The sequence below is a fragment of the Escherichia sp. WS2035 genome (assembly GCF_046487065.1).
GTDB lineage: Bacteria > Pseudomonadota > Gammaproteobacteria > Enterobacterales > Enterobacteriaceae > Escherichia > Escherichia coli.
The window spans coordinates 24,866-42,174 of record NZ_JBJQKD010000001.1 but is presented as its reverse complement, the minus strand read 5'-3'; the positions used below and the strand labels follow the sequence as shown (position 1 = coordinate 42,174).

Annotated in this window: 19 protein-coding genes; 8 read left to right on the top strand and 11 right to left on the bottom strand. The window is 53.0% G+C overall.

Annotation, left to right across the window (positions count from 1 at the left end; translation table 11 throughout):
* Nucleotides 1-20: 20 nt before the first annotated feature.
* The 5 genes from ACJHX4_RS00240 to ACJHX4_RS00220 all read right to left on the bottom strand — a co-directional run bounded on the left by ACJHX4_RS00240 (nt 21) and on the right by ACJHX4_RS00220 (nt 3,714).
* Entirely contained in the window at nt 21-758 is a 738-nt protein-coding gene (locus tag ACJHX4_RS00240; protein ID WP_000375461.1) for a flagellar basal body rod protein FlgF, read from the bottom strand.
* A complete protein-coding gene (gene flgE, locus ACJHX4_RS00235; RefSeq protein ID WP_000119526.1) occupies nt 758-1,960 on the bottom strand; it encodes a flagellar hook protein FlgE in 1,203 nt (400 codons plus the stop codon). The genes ACJHX4_RS00240 and flgE overlap by 1 nt, the downstream gene beginning before the upstream one ends.
* Nucleotides 1,961-2,231: 271 nt before the next feature.
* Nucleotides 2,232-2,945: a flagellar hook capping FlgD N-terminal domain-containing protein gene (locus tag ACJHX4_RS00230; protein ID WP_001093672.1), complete on the bottom strand. Its 714-nt coding sequence runs from the start codon at nt 2,943-2,945 to the stop codon at nt 2,232-2,234.
* Nucleotides 2,945-3,376, bottom strand: coding sequence for a flagellar basal body rod protein FlgC (gene flgC / locus ACJHX4_RS00225; RefSeq protein WP_000010949.1), 432 nt, complete (start codon nt 3,374-3,376; stop codon nt 2,945-2,947). The genes ACJHX4_RS00230 and flgC overlap by 1 nt, the downstream gene beginning before the upstream one ends.
* A 2-nt stretch (nt 3,377-3,378) precedes the next feature.
* A complete protein-coding gene (locus tag ACJHX4_RS00220) occupies nt 3,379-3,714 on the bottom strand; it encodes a flagellar basal body protein (RefSeq protein ID WP_000512950.1) in 336 nt (111 codons plus the stop codon).
* Between the two features lie 81 nt (nt 3,715-3,795).
* On the opposite strand from ACJHX4_RS00220, the gene flgA reads away from it, so the two are divergent.
* From flgA to ACJHX4_RS00180, 8 genes are all read left to right on the top strand, one after another.
* Nucleotides 3,796-4,533 carry a flagellar basal body P-ring formation chaperone FlgA gene (gene flgA / locus ACJHX4_RS00215; RefSeq protein WP_000009756.1) on the top strand — a complete coding sequence of 246 codons (738 nt, stop codon included), beginning with the start codon at nt 3,796-3,798 and terminating at the stop codon, nt 4,531-4,533.
* Nucleotides 4,534-4,614: 81 nt separating this feature from the next.
* Entirely contained in the window at nt 4,615-4,893 is a 279-nt protein-coding gene (flgM, locus tag ACJHX4_RS00210) for a flagellar biosynthesis anti-sigma factor FlgM (RefSeq protein WP_000705392.1), read from the top strand.
* 12 nt (nt 4,894-4,905) lie between these two features.
* Complete coding sequence (flgN, locus tag ACJHX4_RS00205) at nt 4,906-5,334, top strand: flagellar protein FlgN (RefSeq protein ID WP_000027800.1); 429 nt, start codon at nt 4,906-4,908, stop codon at nt 5,332-5,334.
* 127 nt (nt 5,335-5,461) lie between these two features.
* The gene (locus ACJHX4_RS00200; protein ID WP_000008076.1) at nt 5,462-6,394 is read left to right on the top strand and encodes a hypothetical protein; all 933 of its coding nucleotides are present in this window, start codon (nt 5,462-5,464) and stop codon (nt 6,392-6,394) included.
* Nucleotides 6,395-6,440: 46 nt separating this feature from the next.
* The gene (locus ACJHX4_RS00195; protein ID WP_001194008.1) at nt 6,441-8,879 is read left to right on the top strand and encodes a glycosyltransferase; all 2,439 of its coding nucleotides are present in this window, start codon (nt 6,441-6,443) and stop codon (nt 8,877-8,879) included.
* 502 nt (nt 8,880-9,381) lie between these two features.
* On the top strand, nt 9,382-9,762 hold the full coding sequence (locus ACJHX4_RS00190) for a hypothetical protein (protein ID WP_023142437.1): 381 nt from the start codon (nt 9,382-9,384) through the stop codon (nt 9,760-9,762).
* A gap of 1,024 nt (nt 9,763-10,786) precedes the next feature.
* Entirely contained in the window at nt 10,787-11,335 is a 549-nt protein-coding gene (locus ACJHX4_RS00185; RefSeq protein WP_001531417.1) for a hypothetical protein, read from the top strand.
* Between the two features lie 87 nt (nt 11,336-11,422).
* Nucleotides 11,423-11,770 carry a hypothetical protein gene (locus tag ACJHX4_RS00180; protein ID WP_000758621.1) on the top strand — a complete coding sequence of 116 codons (348 nt, stop codon included), beginning with the start codon at nt 11,423-11,425 and terminating at the stop codon, nt 11,768-11,770.
* 19 nt (nt 11,771-11,789) lie between these two features.
* Here the strand turns inward: ACJHX4_RS00180 and ACJHX4_RS00175 are convergent, their stop codons facing one another.
* The 6 genes from ACJHX4_RS00175 to fliF are packed head-to-tail and all read right to left on the bottom strand — an operon-like array spanning nt 11,790 to nt 17,306.
* The gene (locus ACJHX4_RS00175) at nt 11,790-12,185 is read right to left on the bottom strand and encodes an adenylyltransferase/cytidyltransferase family protein (RefSeq protein ID WP_000859530.1); all 396 of its coding nucleotides are present in this window, start codon (nt 12,183-12,185) and stop codon (nt 11,790-11,792) included.
* 2 nt (nt 12,186-12,187) lie between these two features.
* Nucleotides 12,188-12,622: a flagellar export protein FliJ gene (gene fliJ, locus ACJHX4_RS00170; RefSeq protein ID WP_001248919.1), complete on the bottom strand. Its 435-nt coding sequence runs from the start codon at nt 12,620-12,622 to the stop codon at nt 12,188-12,190.
* 2 nt (nt 12,623-12,624) lie between these two features.
* Nucleotides 12,625-13,965 (bottom strand): flagellar protein export ATPase FliI, encoded by a 1,341-nt coding sequence (gene fliI / locus ACJHX4_RS00165; RefSeq protein WP_001279407.1) that lies wholly within the window; start codon nt 13,963-13,965, stop codon nt 12,625-12,627.
* Nucleotides 13,958-14,668, bottom strand: coding sequence for a flagellar assembly protein FliH (fliH, locus tag ACJHX4_RS00160; protein WP_000151522.1), 711 nt, complete (start codon nt 14,666-14,668; stop codon nt 13,958-13,960). The genes fliI and fliH overlap by 8 nt, the downstream gene beginning before the upstream one ends.
* 3 nt (nt 14,669-14,671) lie before the next feature.
* Entirely contained in the window at nt 14,672-15,682 is a 1,011-nt protein-coding gene (locus ACJHX4_RS00155) for a flagellar motor switch protein FliG (protein WP_001293163.1), read from the bottom strand.
* Nucleotides 15,660-17,306: a flagellar basal-body MS-ring/collar protein FliF gene (gene fliF, locus ACJHX4_RS00150; RefSeq protein ID WP_410239903.1), complete on the bottom strand. Its 1,647-nt coding sequence runs from the start codon at nt 17,304-17,306 to the stop codon at nt 15,660-15,662. The genes ACJHX4_RS00155 and fliF overlap by 23 nt, the downstream gene beginning before the upstream one ends.
* Nucleotides 17,307-17,309 lie beyond the last annotated feature (3 nt).

The following is a 17,309-nucleotide window of genomic DNA, read 5'->3' as shown; positions in this document are numbered from 1 at the left end:
ATCCGGCCTACGATGTGCGATTACGAGCCGCGCAATAAGCGGTTGCCCGCGTCGCTGATATCTTCGGCGGTTTTCATCATCTTGATCTGCGCTTCGAACTGGCGGTTCATGGCGATGGACGACATCATCTCGCTCACCGCCGAGACGTTGCTGCCCTCGAGAAAACCGCCGCTGACTTTGATGTTTTCATCGCGCTGGGCCGGAACGCCGTCGGCAGTCACCAGCATCCCTTCAGGATTTTTCGCCAGGTTCGCGACCGGGATATCCACCAGCTTCAGGCGGTCGATATCCATCGTCGCGGTCACGTCACCGTCATCGGGCGTCACGGAGAGCGTGCCGTCGCTGCCAAACGAAGCAATGGCGTTGGGCGGCAGAATGATCGGCCCGTTATCTCCCAGCACCAGATTGCCGTCGATAGTCAGTTGCCCCTGGTCATCCTGCTGAATGTTGCCGTTGCGGGTATACACTTCGTTGCCGTTTTTATCCTGCACAGCAATGTAACCCGAACCCTGAATCGCCACGTCCAGTGGGCGTTCGGTTTTCTCCGCAACACCAGTGCTGTCGTTCACGCCGCTGGCCCCTTCCTGCGCCATATAGCGCGTGTCGAAGCCGCCGCCTTTCACCTTATCGTTAGTCGCCATTGCCATATCGGCGCGAAAACCGTTGGTGTTGACGTTTGCCAGGTTGTTGGCGCTGATCTGCTGCTCGTACAGGGTCTGAGAAGCCCCGCTCAGGGCGGTATAAATCAAGCGGTCCATTACATTGCCTGGAACAGCGCGTCATCGAGCTGCGTGCTGGTGGCGATAACTTTGGTGTTGGCCTGATAGTTACGCTGGGCGGTCATCAGGTTGACTAACTCGCTGGTGATATCGACGTTAGAGCTTTCGAGCACGCCCGACGACAGCGTGCCGCAGGTGCCGGAACCGGGAACGCCAATCAGCGGGGTGCCGGATTCGCCGGTTTGTACCCACGCGGTGCCGCTCACTGCCTCCAGGCCGTTTTCATTCGGGAACGTCGCCAGCACCACCTGCCCCTGCAACATGCGCTCGCCGTTGCTGTAGGTAGCGTAAACTTTGCCATCGTCATCAACCTGCACACCGTTCTGAGTGGCAGAGGCGTAGCCGTCGGCGGCGTTGGTGGTGACCGAAAATTCAGAGCCGTATTGCGTACAGGTCGAGTAATCGACGGTTAAATCGATGGGTGCGGCGGCGTCGGTCTGAAACTCAATGGTCTGCGGCGTGGTTGGCGAGGTCAGTTTCCCGGTGTTCGGGTCGAAGGTTAACGTCGTCGCCGGAACGCCGGTCTGCTGCTGACCGTCGAAGGTGTACTGCACTTCCCAGGTGTTGTCGCTGGTTTTGGTGAAGTACTGGCATACCGAATGTTCGTTGCCTAATGAGTCATACACCGTGGTGGTGTAGCTGTCGGTGTACGAGCTGCTGTTGGTCGCGTCGAACGGTACGGTAGTGCGGTCGATAGCCGCATCGCTGGCATCGAAGTTGGCGGTAAAGGTCAGGCTGCTGCTGGCCTGCGCCGGAATATTACCGGTTTTGATCTGGATATCGGTGACTGTACCGGTTTGCAGGGTGCCCGTGTCATCGACCGGATAGCCCTGCAAATAAGCGCCCGAGGCGTTGACGATATAGCCGTTTTTGTCGGTTTCAAACGATCCGGCGCGGGTATAAGAAATGTTGCCCGCGCTGTCGCAGGTAACAAAAAAGCCGTCGTCGTTAATCGCCAGATCCAGCGCGTTACCGGTGGATACCAGCGAACCGCCGCGCGAAATACTTTGCGCGGTGCCTGCCACGCTGACGCCCATCGCCTGACTTCCGGCATACATGGCTGAAAACTGGGTGGTCATCGACTTATAGCCTACCGTTCCGGCGTTGGCGATGTTGTTACTGATCCCGTCCAGCTGTTCGTTAACGGCATTCAGCCCCGTTGCAGCAATTTCATAACTCATTGTGTCTTCCTGTTAATTCAGATTTTGGCAGCGTGCCCGTTGTTTTGCCGGATGCGGCGTGAACGCCTTATCCGGCCTACGAACGGGTGCAAACATAAAAATATGCGCGAACTCGTAGGCCTGATAAGACGCGTTAAGCGTCGCATCAGGCATCTTGCACCGAACGCCGGATGCGGCGTGAACGCCTTATCCGGCCTACAAAACCATTCGGATTCAATAGTTTCATGTAGGCCTGATAAGCGAAGCGCATCAAGCAATTTGGCACCGGACATCACGCCACATCACTGTCGGCATCGGGTACGCCAAACTGGCTAATCATGGTGAACGGCACTTCGCCTACACCGGCAACGTTAAGCACCGGGGAGCTGCCGTCGAGCGGGATGCGCACATCCTCCACTTCGCCGGAAACTTCAATCGGCACCTCTTCTTCCCCGGTGTTGGTGACCACCGAGACGTCGTAATCGCCCGGCGGGATACCGTAATCCGCCGGATTAATCGAGAAATCCACCTGACCTGGCCCGACGGACGAACTGCCTTCCGGGATCAGCGACACCGTATAGTCATCGCCTGCGGCATCGGTAAAGTGGAGATCGGCGGTGGTACAGGCGTCGTCAAGCGTGGCGCGACCATTAATGGTCTGGTCGCTCACCTGCAAGGCGGTGGTCTGCACCATAATGTCGTCACCCACCAGGTTGCCGAGCGCCATCACCTGAATGTTGCTCATCAGCACCGCGTTGGTGTTGGCCTGCACGCTCATCTCTTCCATCATCGCCACCTGCGCCATCGAAGAAAGCTGGTCGATATATTCGGTGGCGTCAGTCGGGTCGGTCGGGTCCTGGTTTTGGATCTCAGCGACAAACAGCGTCAGGAAGGTATCGACGGGCGAGCTATCGCTGCTACTTTGCGTGTCGCTGGCCGCCACGTTGTTGCTTTCCGCCGTGGCGGTCGGCTGCGGTGATTGCGCATTCAGCGCCAGGGTATTCATCAGGCTTCTCCCAGTTTCAGCAAACTTTGCTGCATACTTTTCACGTTGTTGAGCACATCGACATTGGTTTCGAAATCGCGCGAAGCCGACATCATGTCCGCCATCTGTTCCACCACGTTGACGTCGGGATACCAGACATCCCCGTTAGCATCGGCGAGCGGCGAATGTGGTTCATAGCGTTTCACAGCTCCGCCGGTTTGCAGCACGTCCTGCACCTGCACACTGGCACCGTCAATGGCATGACGATGTGTACCCGCCAGCAAACTGTGGTGATACACCGCCGCAAACACCGGGCTGCGCGCTTTATATGCCTGCGCCTCGCTGCTGGCGGGCGCATTGGCATTCGCCAGGTTACTGGCAACGGTATTCAGACGCAGCGTTTGCGCCGTCATCGCCGAACCGGAAATCTGATAGATATCAGTAAATGACATGCTTATTTCCCTTCAATGGCCTCTCTGATGCCGCTGATTTGCAGATTCAGAAAGGTCAGACTGCTTTGATAATCCATACTATTTTGTGAAAACCGCGCTTGTTCGCTGTTCAGTTCCACGGTGTTGCCATCTTCCGACGGCTGCATCGGCACACGGTACTGGACATCCACCGCCGCGTTATTTGCCCGTTGCATCTCCCTGGCAAAATCAATATCTTTAGCCTTGAAATTTGGCGTATCGACGTTCGCCAGATTCGCAGTCAGTAGCTCGGTCCTCTCAAGACGTAACTTCACTGCCTGCGGATGTACTCCCAATGCCTGCTGAAAACTGATCCCCATTTCCTGCGTCACTCCTGCTTCAATCCGCATACGCTAAGCAATCGCCGTGCCATTTTTTAAGTGACTGAAGAGAAAGGGTTTATGAGTTTTCAATTTTGCAGGCGGAAGTTTTATTTCCTCCTGGCGCTGGCCTTACCGGGCTACGCCGCCGTCCATCCCGTGCAGCACAGCGCGCGGGAACAAGTCAACGCCCAGGTACTGAATGCCGCCAGCCAAAAAATTGAATCGCTGGCGCAACAGCGGCGCTGGCATGACTATCGCTACACCTTTAAGGTCTACATTCCCTCGCAGATTGCGACCGCCGCGCCCTGTACTAAAACACCCGGCGTTACGCTGACTTCGCCTGGGGACATCGCCCTCAACCGGATGAACTTCACCGTCAGTTGCCCACAAAGCTGGCAGATGAACGTAGCGGTGCGTCCGGATGTACTGGTGCCAGTAGTAATGGCGAAGTCACTGGTTGCCCGCGATACGCCGCTCACCGCGAATGATGTGGAGTTGAAGCCTTACAACGTCAGTGCCCAGCGCCGGGAGGTGTTGATGGAACCCAATGACGCGATTGGTTTCAGCAGTAAACACGCGCTGCAACCGGGCAGGCCAATCACCAAAGAAGAACTGATATCTCCGGTGCTGGTCGAGCGCGATCAACCGGTGATGATTGTTTACCAGAGCGCGGGGATCACCGCCTCAATGCCCGGCGTAGCACTGAAAAATGGTCGCAAAGGGGAAACGGTGAAGGTGCGTAACGCCAGCAGCCAGCGGGTCATCAGCGCGATGGTGGCGGAAAGCGGCGTGGTGACAACGGTAAGCGCGGAGTAATTTGCGCGGGCGATTAAAGTTTTGCCGCCTGTTAACCGCTTTACCGGAGTAACCCACCCAAAATACCGAGACGAGGTTACGATGAAAATCACCCCGACTATGCCAGGCAATCACCCGACAGCCACAATGGCAGGCTCCAGTCAGCCGCGCAAAAGCACGGCGACCACCGCCACGACGCTGAGCGCCGATGACATTACCCAGGCGGGATTGCAGTCTGCCCAGCAAACGCTGAACGACCAGCAAGAGAGCGATATCGACAGCGACAAAGTGGCACAAATGCAGGCGATGCTAGCCTCCGGCAGCCTGCAAGTGGACACCGAGCAGTTAGCCAGCGACATGCTGAGTTTTTTCCAGAACTAAGAGGCCGATGAAGTGAGTATCCGGTTACAACAGGTGAAGGCGTTGTTGCAGGGAATTCGTGACGACGACGCACTGTACGATTCCCTGCGTGAACTTCTCCAGCGTCAGCGGATCTGCATGATTCGCCGCGCCAGAGAGGATCTGCTGGCGGTAAACGACGAGATAACGCAGCACTATGAGCAGTTGCATGCGCATAGCCATCAGCGGCATAGCCTGCTGAAAATGCTCGGTGTTAGCGTAAATCGTGACGGTCTGGCGCAGGTTTTTGCCTGGCTTCCGGCGGTACAAAAAGCGGCAGCGCAACAGTTGTGGCAACGCCTTGAGCAAAAAGCAGAACGCTGCAAAGCCTATAACGATAAAAACGGCGAGCTGTTAATTCGCCAGTATGAATTTATTCAGGCTTTTTTAGGCAGCGAAGCGGATTTTCTCTATCAGGGATAACGACAATTCCTTCCCCCATCGCGGAAACGGATTTTCCGCCTGATCCCCAATCCTTTGTTTTTGATTAAAAAAATTCCCGGCACGCTTATTGCACATCCTGCAAGGTAATAAAGACTGGAAACTACCTATGAGTTTTATTGAATGTTACGAACCGGAATATGTGCGCAATTTTATGGCACGCCACCCCGATTCGCCTTTATACGTCCGCAAGGTGTGGAAAAACGAGATTCGCCAGAGCCTGATGCTGACAGAGCCAGAAAGCTGCGAAGCGGTGCTCAACGATGCCTGCGCCTTTGATTTACAGCTCACCTACCGCCCGGTGGAAGAAAATGCCGCAGAACTCTCCGCGCGCGATGCGATAGTAAACCAGGCCATTTTGAGCACCCTTACGCTCCCCGATTTAACCCCGGAGCTTTACCTGTATGCCGTCGGAATTGTGCTCTCCCGCGCCAGTAAAATGCCGGGCAGAGATGGAGATATTCTTGCCCGCTTGACGACGCTGCCACAGGCGCTGGCCGATCATGCACAAAAAGGCACGCTACAGGCACAGTTCGCCCAGCTCCCGCCCGTGCCACAGCCGGCGCGCCAGTTGATGACGCTGCTCGGCAGTTGTGCATTTGACTGGTCGATTTTGCCGGAAAGCCCGCGCAAAACTTCCCTGCCGTTGCAAATGCCTTTGCTGACGCTACATGACGCCAACAGCAAAGCCCTGTTACAACAGCAGCTTAAGGTGCAGTGGCAAACCACCTGGCAACAGCATTTTGCCACCGCGCCGTGGATGATGCGTAACTGGCTGATTTACCGCGTTTACCATGAGGTGATTGGACAGGCAGACGGCGCAGATTATTGCCCGCTGGTGTGCGATTTTTATCTTATCCGCACGTTAATCAGTTTATGGACGCTGGATGGTTCTCCGCTGCGACAGGAGGATATTTTCGCCCTCTTCGCCATGTTTGAACGCTGGCGAGAGAGTGAAAATGCCGTGCTGATTCGCCAACAAATTCAGGCTGAACGTTCCGCAGATCCCCTGCTTTATGCGTTTTCACTGCTGTCTTGCTAACGCTTTCTGGCCGGTTTTCCCGGCCTTATCGACTTCGTAAACTATCATGCAAACCCTCATCAAAACACTCGTCACTCACCGCGTAAAACCGTTTGTCAGCGTCGTCACGCCAACCTGGAACCGCGGCGCATTCCTGCCGTACCTGCTTTATATGTACCGCTATCAGGACTACCCGGCAGACCGCCGCGAACTCATCATCCTCGACGACTCCCCGCAAAGCCATCAACACATCATCGACCGCCTGACCAATGGCACGCCGGAATCCTTCAACATCCGCTACATCCATCACCCGGAAAAACTGCCGCTGGGCAAAAAACGCAATATGCTCAACGAACTGGCGCGCGGCGAATACATCCTCTGCATGGACGATGACGACTACTACTCGCCAGATAAAATCTCTTACTCCATCGCCATGATGCAAAAACACCGGGCGCTCATCTCCGGTTCCGACCAGATCCCCATCTGGTACAGCCACATCAACCGCATTTTCAAAAGCCGCAGCTTTGGCCCACATAACATCCTCAATGGCACCTTTTGCTATCACCGTAACTACCTGAAAAAGCACCGTTACGACGACGATTGTAATTTAGGCGAGGAGAAAAGTTTCACCGACAATTTCAGCGTTAACCCGCTGCAACTGCCCGGCGAGCGCACGATTCTGTGTATCTCGCACAGCCACAACACCTTTGATAAAGACTTTATCCTCGGGGCCAGCACGCCTGTAAACGCGGTGCTTACGGATATCGTCAGCGATCCGCTGCTACGCAACGCTTATCTGGGTCTGCATAACGCCACTCATTATCAGGCGATCCACCATCAGGCGATCGATCAGGTCGTATTGATCAATCTGGATAAACGCCCGGATCGCTTACAGCAGATCCGTGAAGAACTGACATTGCTGCATATTCCGCCTGAGAAGATCACCCGCCTTGCCGCCAGTGAAAATGAAAACGGTCAACGGGGCCGCCAGCAATCACACTTGCAGGCGCTGCGTCTGGCGCAACAGCACGGCTGGCAAAACTACCTGTTGCTGGAAGATGACGCGGTTATTCTCAAACAGGAGAAACATATTCAGGTGCTGAACGCGCTGCTGGCGAGTCTGGCGAAAATTCCCTGGCAGGTGATGATCCTCGGCGGCGAAATTTCGCAGGGAACGATGCTAAAAAGTTTGCCTGGGCTGGTGCACGCGCGGGACTGCCGCAAAGTGTGCGCTTATCTGGTGAACAGCCGCTACTACCCGCAGCTGGCGCAGCAGATGAACAACGATGAGCATTCGCTGGAAGACGGCTGGCAGCCGCTGCTGCACACCGACAAATGGCTGGCCTGTTACCCGAGCCTTTGTTATCAGCGACAGGGCTTTAGTGATATCGAGAAAAAAGCGACTGATAACATTAACCACTACTTCAATAAGTTACCCGTAGCCACCAAGCCATCTACATTACCTATCGCCGATACCATCGGCTTTTTTATGGAAACCTCATTCCACTACGCGCTCTACCGCCCAATCATCACCGCCCTGCAGGCGCAGGGGCAGAGCTGTACGCTGGTGATCAATGACCGCGTATTTAAACCATTTCTGGATGAAATGCTGGCGACGCTAAAAAGCATCGACGATCCGCAGCTCAAAGGAATGCGCTTATCTGAAATGCAGGCACACGGTCAGCGAGTGAAATGCCTGGTCAGCCCCTATCACACGCCCGCGCTCAATGGCCTTTCAACCCTGAACATTCGCGCCATGTACGGCTTAGCCAAAGAAACGTGGAACCACGCCGACTGGAACCGTTTTTATCAGCGCATTTTGTGTTACAGCCACTACAGCCAGCGGGCGCTGGCACATTTCGGCAGCGCAAAAGTGGTCGGCAATCCGCGCTTCGACGCCTGGCATAACGGCACGTTTGACCGCGCTCTGCCGGAAAATATCCAACCCGATTCCCATAAACCTACGGTGCTCTACGCCCCCACGTTTGGCGCATTAAGCTCCCTGCCCCACTGGGCAGAAAAATTGGGCCGCTTAAGCGGTGATGTGAACCTGATGTGCAAACTGCACCACGGCACTTGCTCGCGCCCGGAAGAAGCTGCATCGCTGGCACTGGCGCGCAGGCATTTAAAACAGCGCACCGACTCTGCCCGCCACACGCTGGCGCTACTGGCAAAGGCCGATTACGTGCTGACCGATAACAGCGGCTTTATTTTCGATGCTATTCACGTTGATAAGCGGGTGATCCTGCTCGACTTTCCGGGCATGACAACGTTGCTCGACGGTGAGAAAAGTTATTCCACGCCCGAAAGTGCCGACCAGCAAATTCGCGAAATATTGCCGGTGGCTCATGATGTTGCGGAATTACGTTATCTGCTATCAGAGGCGTTTGACTGGTGTGCGGTACAGGGGCAACTGGCGGAAATTCGTCATCACTATTGCGATGCGTTTATGGATGGCAAGGCGGGAGAACGGGCGGCGATGGTGATTATGGAGGCGCTGGGGTAAACCGCGCAAGTGCCTGATGCGCTTCGCTTATCAGGCCTACGCGCCCCTGCAATATAGTGAATTTGCGATGATTTGTCGGCCGGAAAAGGCGTTTACGCCGCATCCGGCACGAACAGTGCACTTATCTACCCTTCGATTTCAAATACATCGCTTTATGGCTGGTTAATCGGTAAAAGTTGCACATTTTGATAGCGAGAAGAGCTGTCTTTATGAATTCCGAAAAGCGCCCTTCTACCCTCTATAACCATTCTTTTTTACCTGTATTGGCCGCAACATACCTCACCCACGAAGTGGTTGTAGCAATTCGTGGGCTAAAGGTCCGCATTATATGAAACGGGAGGGCGGTAGCATTTCTGATATTACATGCCTCAATTTTGCTGAACTATTGGCTATCCTGGACCTCAAAAATCTGGTCATAAGATAGATTTTTTAAGGGAATACGGAGTAAAGGTGTGGAAAACTAATTAATAGGTTTGTCTTAATGCTTCAGAAGATTGGATACATGGAAGAAGATAATATTATAGAGAAAAAACCATGGCGTGGGATCCCACCTGAATACACGGATAGATGGAGGGAAATTTATAACAACGCTGCTCCCGAAGAAGGGATGCATTTATCAGATGCTTGTCCAGTATGTGGTGATACGGAATTATATCGCTATTATTCTCTGTTAAAAACGCAACCACGCTTATTAGGAGGGATTATGTATAAAGGACCTGGAAGTTATTGGGAATGGTGTGGGTCTTGTCGTTCCTATGAACATATGTCAGGCTATGTACCAATATCGTGGGTTGTGGAGTTATCAGGAATAGATCATTCAAAATTAACGGCCATTCCAGATATGATTGATATTGCAAGACATAAAAATCATTACTTCTCTTAAATATTATCTAATTAGTTTTCCCGGACAGGGCAAGTTGGCGAAAATAGTGAGGAGCATCACGTTTTCCATCCTGACTGACACGCCTACTGGTGATTAAAATCAAACCTATGGAATGACGAAAAAGATGGAAAGGAAAAGCATATCAAGTAATCAGTCAGGAAGATATTCACAACAATCACCTGAATCAGTAGATCGAATGAAGGATCACTTGTCACATAATATAATTGTCGATATAGATCTTAATTCACCAGGAGTTGTTACTAAACTCGATTTATTATTAAGAAAAAATAAAATATCAAAAACATGTCTCTGCGGGATGTTTCCAGTATCTGCCCTGAACAGAAAGACGTTACCAGTATACTTGTCGGGCTATGGGCTTTAGATTTTTTATAATCATCACCAAACATATATGACAAAATAAAAACAAATGAATTTCTTCTCTCAAACAGTGATATTAAAACAATATCAACAGGATTAGTTGATATAATACGGCATTCTAATTTTGAAGCTTCAGAAGATGATAATGCAATAGAGTACCATTATGCTGCATGTTTGAGGCTTTATAGATTGCTTGGTGATGAAGCAGAGGATATATTGGTTGAGGAATTATTACAACATCCAACAATAACCATATTAAGGGCAATCGGTTTTTTAGTTGGACATGAGATAAAATGAACCATTAATAAAAATACATTTTGTATACTTAATGAAATCTCTGAAGCATATTCCGAGCAATTATCTATTGTCGCAAAAGACGTATTAATTGAAGATGTTGCGCGAGTTAATGCAATAAATCAATTTCTATAAATTTACGATATTTATTAGATAATTATGCCGAGTATTCAATTTGGAGATGATCAGGCAGACTATCCGTTTTTATCGGAGGGAGTCATCTGGCTAAGGTTGATGTGATATGTCCGTTTTATCGTCAAGGTTAAACGGAATATAAGAAATGACCACCTCGCTTCAGTCCTTATAGAGAGCGACTGTCGTAACCTTCTCCCAAGTTTAAAGAGAACCAGATATGAAAACTTATCATCTAAGTTCAGCAAACAGAAGTGCAGAACATTATATAATGTTCTCATATGGTGTATCATTACGACTATCTAATTACCTTTTTAACAGTAAACCGGTTGCAAGAGATTTTTTTAAACATTTAAAAGGAACTACGCAGCGAGGTTTAACAGATAAGCATTTAGACAATTTAGATTACTTCAAGGGCTTAGGAGCTTATCACATTGTATCTAAACGCTTCGTCGAAGCAATGAAATCATATTTAAAGGAAGATGTAACTTTTCATGCAATGCAAGTCTCAGGAAGGAATACTTCTCACGACTTATACCTTTTACAAGTCAATAAAACTTTGCCAATAATTAAAGAAACATCTTTCGATTTAAACAATGATCGTGTATTTTCGCCACCCATTTTCAAAAAAAATCATGACATATCATTTCTAATAGCCAGAGAAGAGAATGTCTTAATGAATCATATTGTCATCGTCAGCGATGAATTTGTTTCTTTGTGTGCACGACATCAATTAAAAATAAACTTCCGACAAACACTTACGGAATAAATTAAACTTAAGACATCCATCAATATTATTGTTAGTATACATTCGATCTCAGCGTATTTATTAACAAAAACGACAGGAAATATTCATATGAAAAAAGTTTATTTTGTTCATCGTGATAAGAATGCAATTGAACGTCAAAGTGACGGTGTAGAATTTTGTTTCATCCCTGAGTTCAATGACGGAAGAATTTATTTCTATTGTCATGAATATGATATATTTTGGCGTTCAATCAAGGATGCTGGTGACTATGCCTGGTGCTGTAATTTCCATCTAAAGGGAATTATACGTCCGGCAACTCTTATTGAGATATCAAATTCCGATTTAATATCTTATATTGACTCTATTAAAGAATATGAAATAGAGAACAGTAAACTCATAAACATTAACTATATTCATTTGAATTATGATTTTTTAAATATTCATCAAAATACCTAAAATAGAGGAACTCATATTATCAGAAATGCCCCCTAATCACCTCAATGATCCCCGTCGTCGATACCGACGGCGTGCGGGGAAAGTAGACCACCTCACATACACACGAGAAATCGTCAAACTTACCTGCCCAGTCATCGCCCATCACCAAAATATCCGCACTGTACCCGCGCAAATATTCCGCTTTCTGCTCCAGCGACTCCTCCAGAAATACGCCATCCACGCACGCCAGCCCGGCGATAATCGCCATGCGGTCATCCTGAGGGTAAACCGGAGCCCTGCCCTTTTTGGCGATATTTAAGGCATCGGATGATACGCCGACCAGCAGCTGCTCGCCCAGCGTGCGAGCGCGTTGTAAAAGGCGCAGATGACCCACATGAAACACATCGAAGGTGCCGAAGGTGATGACCGTTTTCATGGCTACTCCGCTAATTTGTGCCGCAACCAGCACTGGACGGCGATGTCATCCACCGCTTTTTGCGCTTTCGCCGTGGCGCTTTCCTGTTGCTCGCGGCGTTTGTCGTCCAGCGTCAGGGCTACCACTTTCTCTTCGCACGCCGCCGCCGTCAGGTTTTTCTGCATTCGCGTAGCTTTGATGTTGGCCAGCGTTTTTTCCTGCTCTTGCCAGGCGATCACCTTGCGCAGTGTGCCTTTGTAGCCGCTGACGTTTTTCAGCGACTCCACCGACGCCGCCGCGCCCGCAGATGTTTTCTCGACAAGGTAACCTAATGCTTTGATATTGTTATCATAGCCAGCGCAAATCTGTTTTTGCTTTGCCAGCTCGACGGTTTTGTCTTTGACCGATTTATCCCGCAGGCGCTGCAACTGCGCCAGGGTGTCGATGATTTGTCGCATGGTTATTGCCCTTCTGCCTTTTTGGCGATGGGAAAGAGGATTTGCAGGCGGCTTTGCACCAGTTCGAGGGAGGCGGGTTCGCGCATCTCCTGGCGCAAAAATCGCTCGATAGCCGGGAACATTTTCACCGCTTTGTCGACGCTGGCGTCCGCGCCTGCCACGTAGCCGCCGAGCGGGATCAGCGGTTTGATCTCCATATAGGCGGCGTAGTTTTGCTTTAACGCGCGGGCGGATTGCTGATGTTCCAGGCGGGTGACCTGGTTCATGCAGCGGCTGATCGACTGGCCGATATCAATAGCCGGATAGTGCCCCGCTTCCGCCAGTTTGCGGGTTAATACGATATGTCCGTCCAGCACTGCGCGGGCGCAGTCGACTATTGGATCTTGCTGGTCGTCGCCTTCCGCCAGCACCGTGTAGATGGCGGTCATCGATCCTGAGCTTTCGCTGTTGCCTGCGCTCTCGACCAGTTTGGGGATCATGCCGAATGCCGATGGTGGATAGCCTTTGGTGGCGGGTGGTTCACCGAGTGAGAGAGCAATTTCACGCTGCGCCATGGCGTAGCGGGTCAGGGAATCCACCAGCAGTAAAACGTGATGCCCGCGGTCACGAAACCAGGCGGCGATGGAGTGGCACAGTTCGGTGGCTTTCAGGCGCATCAGCGGCGATTCATCGGCAGGCGCGACAACGACGATAGACTTTGCTAGCCCGTCTGCGCCCAGCGAGTGGTCGATAAACTCTTTCACTTCGCGCCCGCGTTCACCAATCAACCCGACCACCACGATGTCGGCTTTAGTCTGGCGGGTGATCATCCCCAGCAGCACGCTTTTCCCGACGCCGCTGCCCGCCATCAGCCCGACACGCTGGCCTTTGCCGATGGTCAGCAGGCCGTTAATCGCTTTCACGCCCACGTCCAGCGGTTCGTCCACTGAACGGCGGGTTAAGGGATTGACCGAGGGTGGCAGCGGCGGCAGAAGGTCGTTGCCGTTCAGGCGGCCTTTGCCATCCAGCGGTTCGCCGAGACCGTTAACCACGCGGCCTAACCAGCTTTCGCCAATCAGGATGTCGTGGGCTTTTTCTTCCGGGAAGACGCGTGCGCCTGCCATCAGGCCGACCGGCTGTTTAAACGGCATTAAGTAGGTGATGTCGCGATTAAAGCCCACTGCCTGCGCGTCGATCAGTGTGTGATTGGCGCTTTCGATGCGGCACAGTTGCCCGGTCATTAGCGGGCAGCCGACGCTCTCCAGCAGAATGCCGTTCAGGCGCACCAGCCGCCCGGCGACGCGGGCCAGCGGGATCGACTCCAGCGAGCGCAGGGCGTTATCGAAAGCAGAAAAATCACTCACCCTGCGACTCCGGCGTTAGCGTCTCTTGCAGCGCGGTCATGCACTGTTCAAGGCGATGCTCACAGCCGATGTCCAGTTCAGATTTGTCGGTAATCACCCGGCATTCGCCTGGCGGCAGATCCGGCGAAGGCGTCAGCCCCCATTCGCTGACTTTTTCCGGCACCGCGTCGCGCAGGCGGTTAAACTCTTCTGTACTCAGCATCACTTGCAGGGTCTCCGGCATCGTCGGGAAGGCCGCCAGCGCCTCTTCCACCAGCGCCAGTAACTGCGTCGGTTGCAGCGCCAGTTCGCAGCGGATCACCTGACGGGTGACTTTCTCCACCAGTTGCAGCAAATCTTCCCGCTGTTTACGTTCAATATGCGCGAGGAAGTCGTTCACTTTACCGGTGATGGCTTCCAGCGGCTGCGCCGCCTCAACAAACTGTTTGCGTCCTTCCTGCTGCCCGGCGAGGCTGCCTTCGGTGTAGCCCTGACGCCGCCCCTCGGCAAAACCTTGTTGATGACCTTCGCTAAAGCCCTGCTCCTGACCTTCGGTCATTCCCTGAGCAAACCCTTTTTGCAGCCCTTCCTGAAAACCGTCCATCAACTGACGCTGGTAATCGGCGGCGCTGATACTGGCAGTAAGCGGTTCTCCGGTCACCGCACGCTGGCGCGGCGGGAAGCGGTGCAGGCGATAGCGCCCGCGCAGTGTTTCAATGGTCATGAATTACTCCGCCGTCCGTTCCGCAAAGAGCTGTAGCTGAATTTCGCCCGCTTCTTCCAGCTCACGGGCGATGCCCATGATTTCGCGGCGGATCTGTTCGATACGGCTAACCGGCACCGGACCCAGACGCGCGGTGATCGCTTCCAGTTGCTGCGCCTGACGTTTTGGCATTACCGCGTAAATCGAGCGGCGCAGCAGGGCTTCGGTGCCTTTCAGCGCCACCGCCCAGTCTTCCATCGGCACTTCATCAAGCAGACGCCGACGCACTTCTTCGTTCTGGCGGCTGAGGATAAAGAAGTCGTACATCTCATCCTGGATCTGCCCCAACACCTCTTCGTCGCGTTCGCGCATCTGGTCGAGGATCACCTGCTGATTGCCCTGGAAGCGGTTGACGATATCCGCCGCCTGTTTGATGCCTTTTACCTTCGAGCCATGTTCCGAAAGTACCGACAGGCCACGTTCAATCAGGCGGTCCAGCTCATCCACCACGTCGCGGTTGACGTCGTTGAGTTTCGCCACCCGGTAGAGAATTTCGTTTTGCACCGATTCGTTGAGATAAGAGAGCACCGCTGCCGAGATTTCCGGCGTCAGAAACGCGAGGAACACCGCCTGCAATTGCAGATGTTCTTCGGAAATCAGCATCGCCAACTGGCGTGGTTCCACCCATTGCAGGCGCGCCATCCGCGAGCGAATCTCATCGCCATAGATGCCGTTGATCACGCTGCTGGCGATCTCGGTACCCAACGCCTTGTTAAGAATGCCCTGCAACATGGATCGCGATGCGCCGTTGATCCCGCTCTGTTCGCGGAACTCGTCAAAGAAGTGGTTGATCACTTTACGCGCCATGCTGGTTTTGACGCCGGAAAGTCGCGCCATGTTTTCGCTCAGGCGCACCACTTCTTCGCGGCTGAGTTTTTGCATCACCGTCGCCGCTGCCTCTTCGCCCAGACACAGCAGCAGGATCGCCGCCTGTTCCAGGTAGCTGTTGCTCTTATTTGTTGTCAATTCGCTCATTGCTGGTGATCCATTGTCTGAGAACTTCGGCTACGCGATCGGTGTCGCTCATGGCCAGTTTTTGCAGGAACTCGAGTTTCACTTCGAGGCCAGAACTTTGTGACGGCAGGCTGTCATCGCCGGGCAGCGACGGCAGGTCGACGTTTTTGCGCTCCTCTTCCGGCATGGCAATCCACGGTTCGCTGACGGCTTCCGGTTCTGGTGTGATAACCGGCGCACGTACCGCCGTCAGCCGTTTCATCAACGGACGCACCACGAAGAACAGCAGCAACAGCGCCAGCAGGCCGCAGCCAATCAGCCGCACCCAGGCCAGTACGCTGTCATCTTTCCACAGTGGAATAACCGGTTCGACAGGCTCCGCCTGCGGTACAAAGTTGAGTAACGATAAGGAGAGATTGTCACCACGCTGGGCGTCGATCCCGGCGGCATTGTTCAGCAACGCGGTCAGTTGCGTGGTTTGCTCCGGCTTCCAGTTTTTCAGCGCCGGAGCGTTTTGATTGAGTACCACCGCCACGTTGAGGCGTTTCACCGCGAAGCCGGGATGCTGAATATGCTGGACGCTGCGGTCGTAAGAGTAGTCGCGCTTACTTTCGCTGTGTTTGGAAAGCGCTTCCGGCGAGCGGTTTTCTTCCGTACCGTTGGTCATCTGATTCGCTGCAATCGGCGGACGGTTACTGAGCGAACCAGGCACGCCCATCGCCACCTGATTGGTGTCGCTGTCCAGCACGCTCTCTTCGCGGTTGATTTTCGGCGCGTCACCGTAGTGTTCCTGGGTTTCGTCGATGGTGCTGAGGTCGAGATCCGGCATCACACTGACGCGGTAATTCCCCGTGCCAACCAGCGAATCCAGCACGTTCGCCACGCTGGCACGGGTTTTGTCCTGAATATCTTTGAGGATCTGATCGCGTTTACGGGTCGCGGCAGAAACCGCCTCGCCTGCGCCAATGCCGTCGGTCAGCAGATTTCCCGCCTGATCGACGACGCTAACTTTGCTGGCCTGTAGCCCCGGAATACTGCCGGACACCAGATGCACAATGGCGTTCACCTGGTCCATATTCAGCTTCGCGCCGTAATGCAAGCGCACCACCACCGAGGCGCTGTTTTGCGGCTCATCGCTGACCACAAACGAGCTTTCTTCGTTGAGCGCCAGATGCACCCGCGCGCTTTCCACCGCGTCCAGCGACATGATGCTCTGCGCCAGCTCCCCTTCGAGACTGCGTTTATAGCGCACGTTCTGCACGAACTGACTGCTGCCGAGCACTTCGTCTTTATCCATCAGCTCGTAGCCGCTGGGCAATATCGCCTGCACGCCTTTCGCGGCAAGGGTCATTCGCGTTTTCGACAGTGCATCTTCCGGCACCAGAATCTGCCCGCTCTGCGGGTCGATGCGGTAGGTGAGCTTTTCGCCGTCCAGCACCGTGACAATCTGCGACACGGGCAGATTTTCCTGGCGTCCGTAGAGCGAAACGTAGCCGCGATTACCGGTCCACAGCACGCTGACGATAATCGCCGTCACCGCCACGGCAAGCCCCACTCCCGCCATCAACACCCAGCGTTTGTTATCTACGAGATGCAGTCGAAACGCCGGAAACGCCTGGGTTAACTTCTTTATTTGTGCATTCATAGG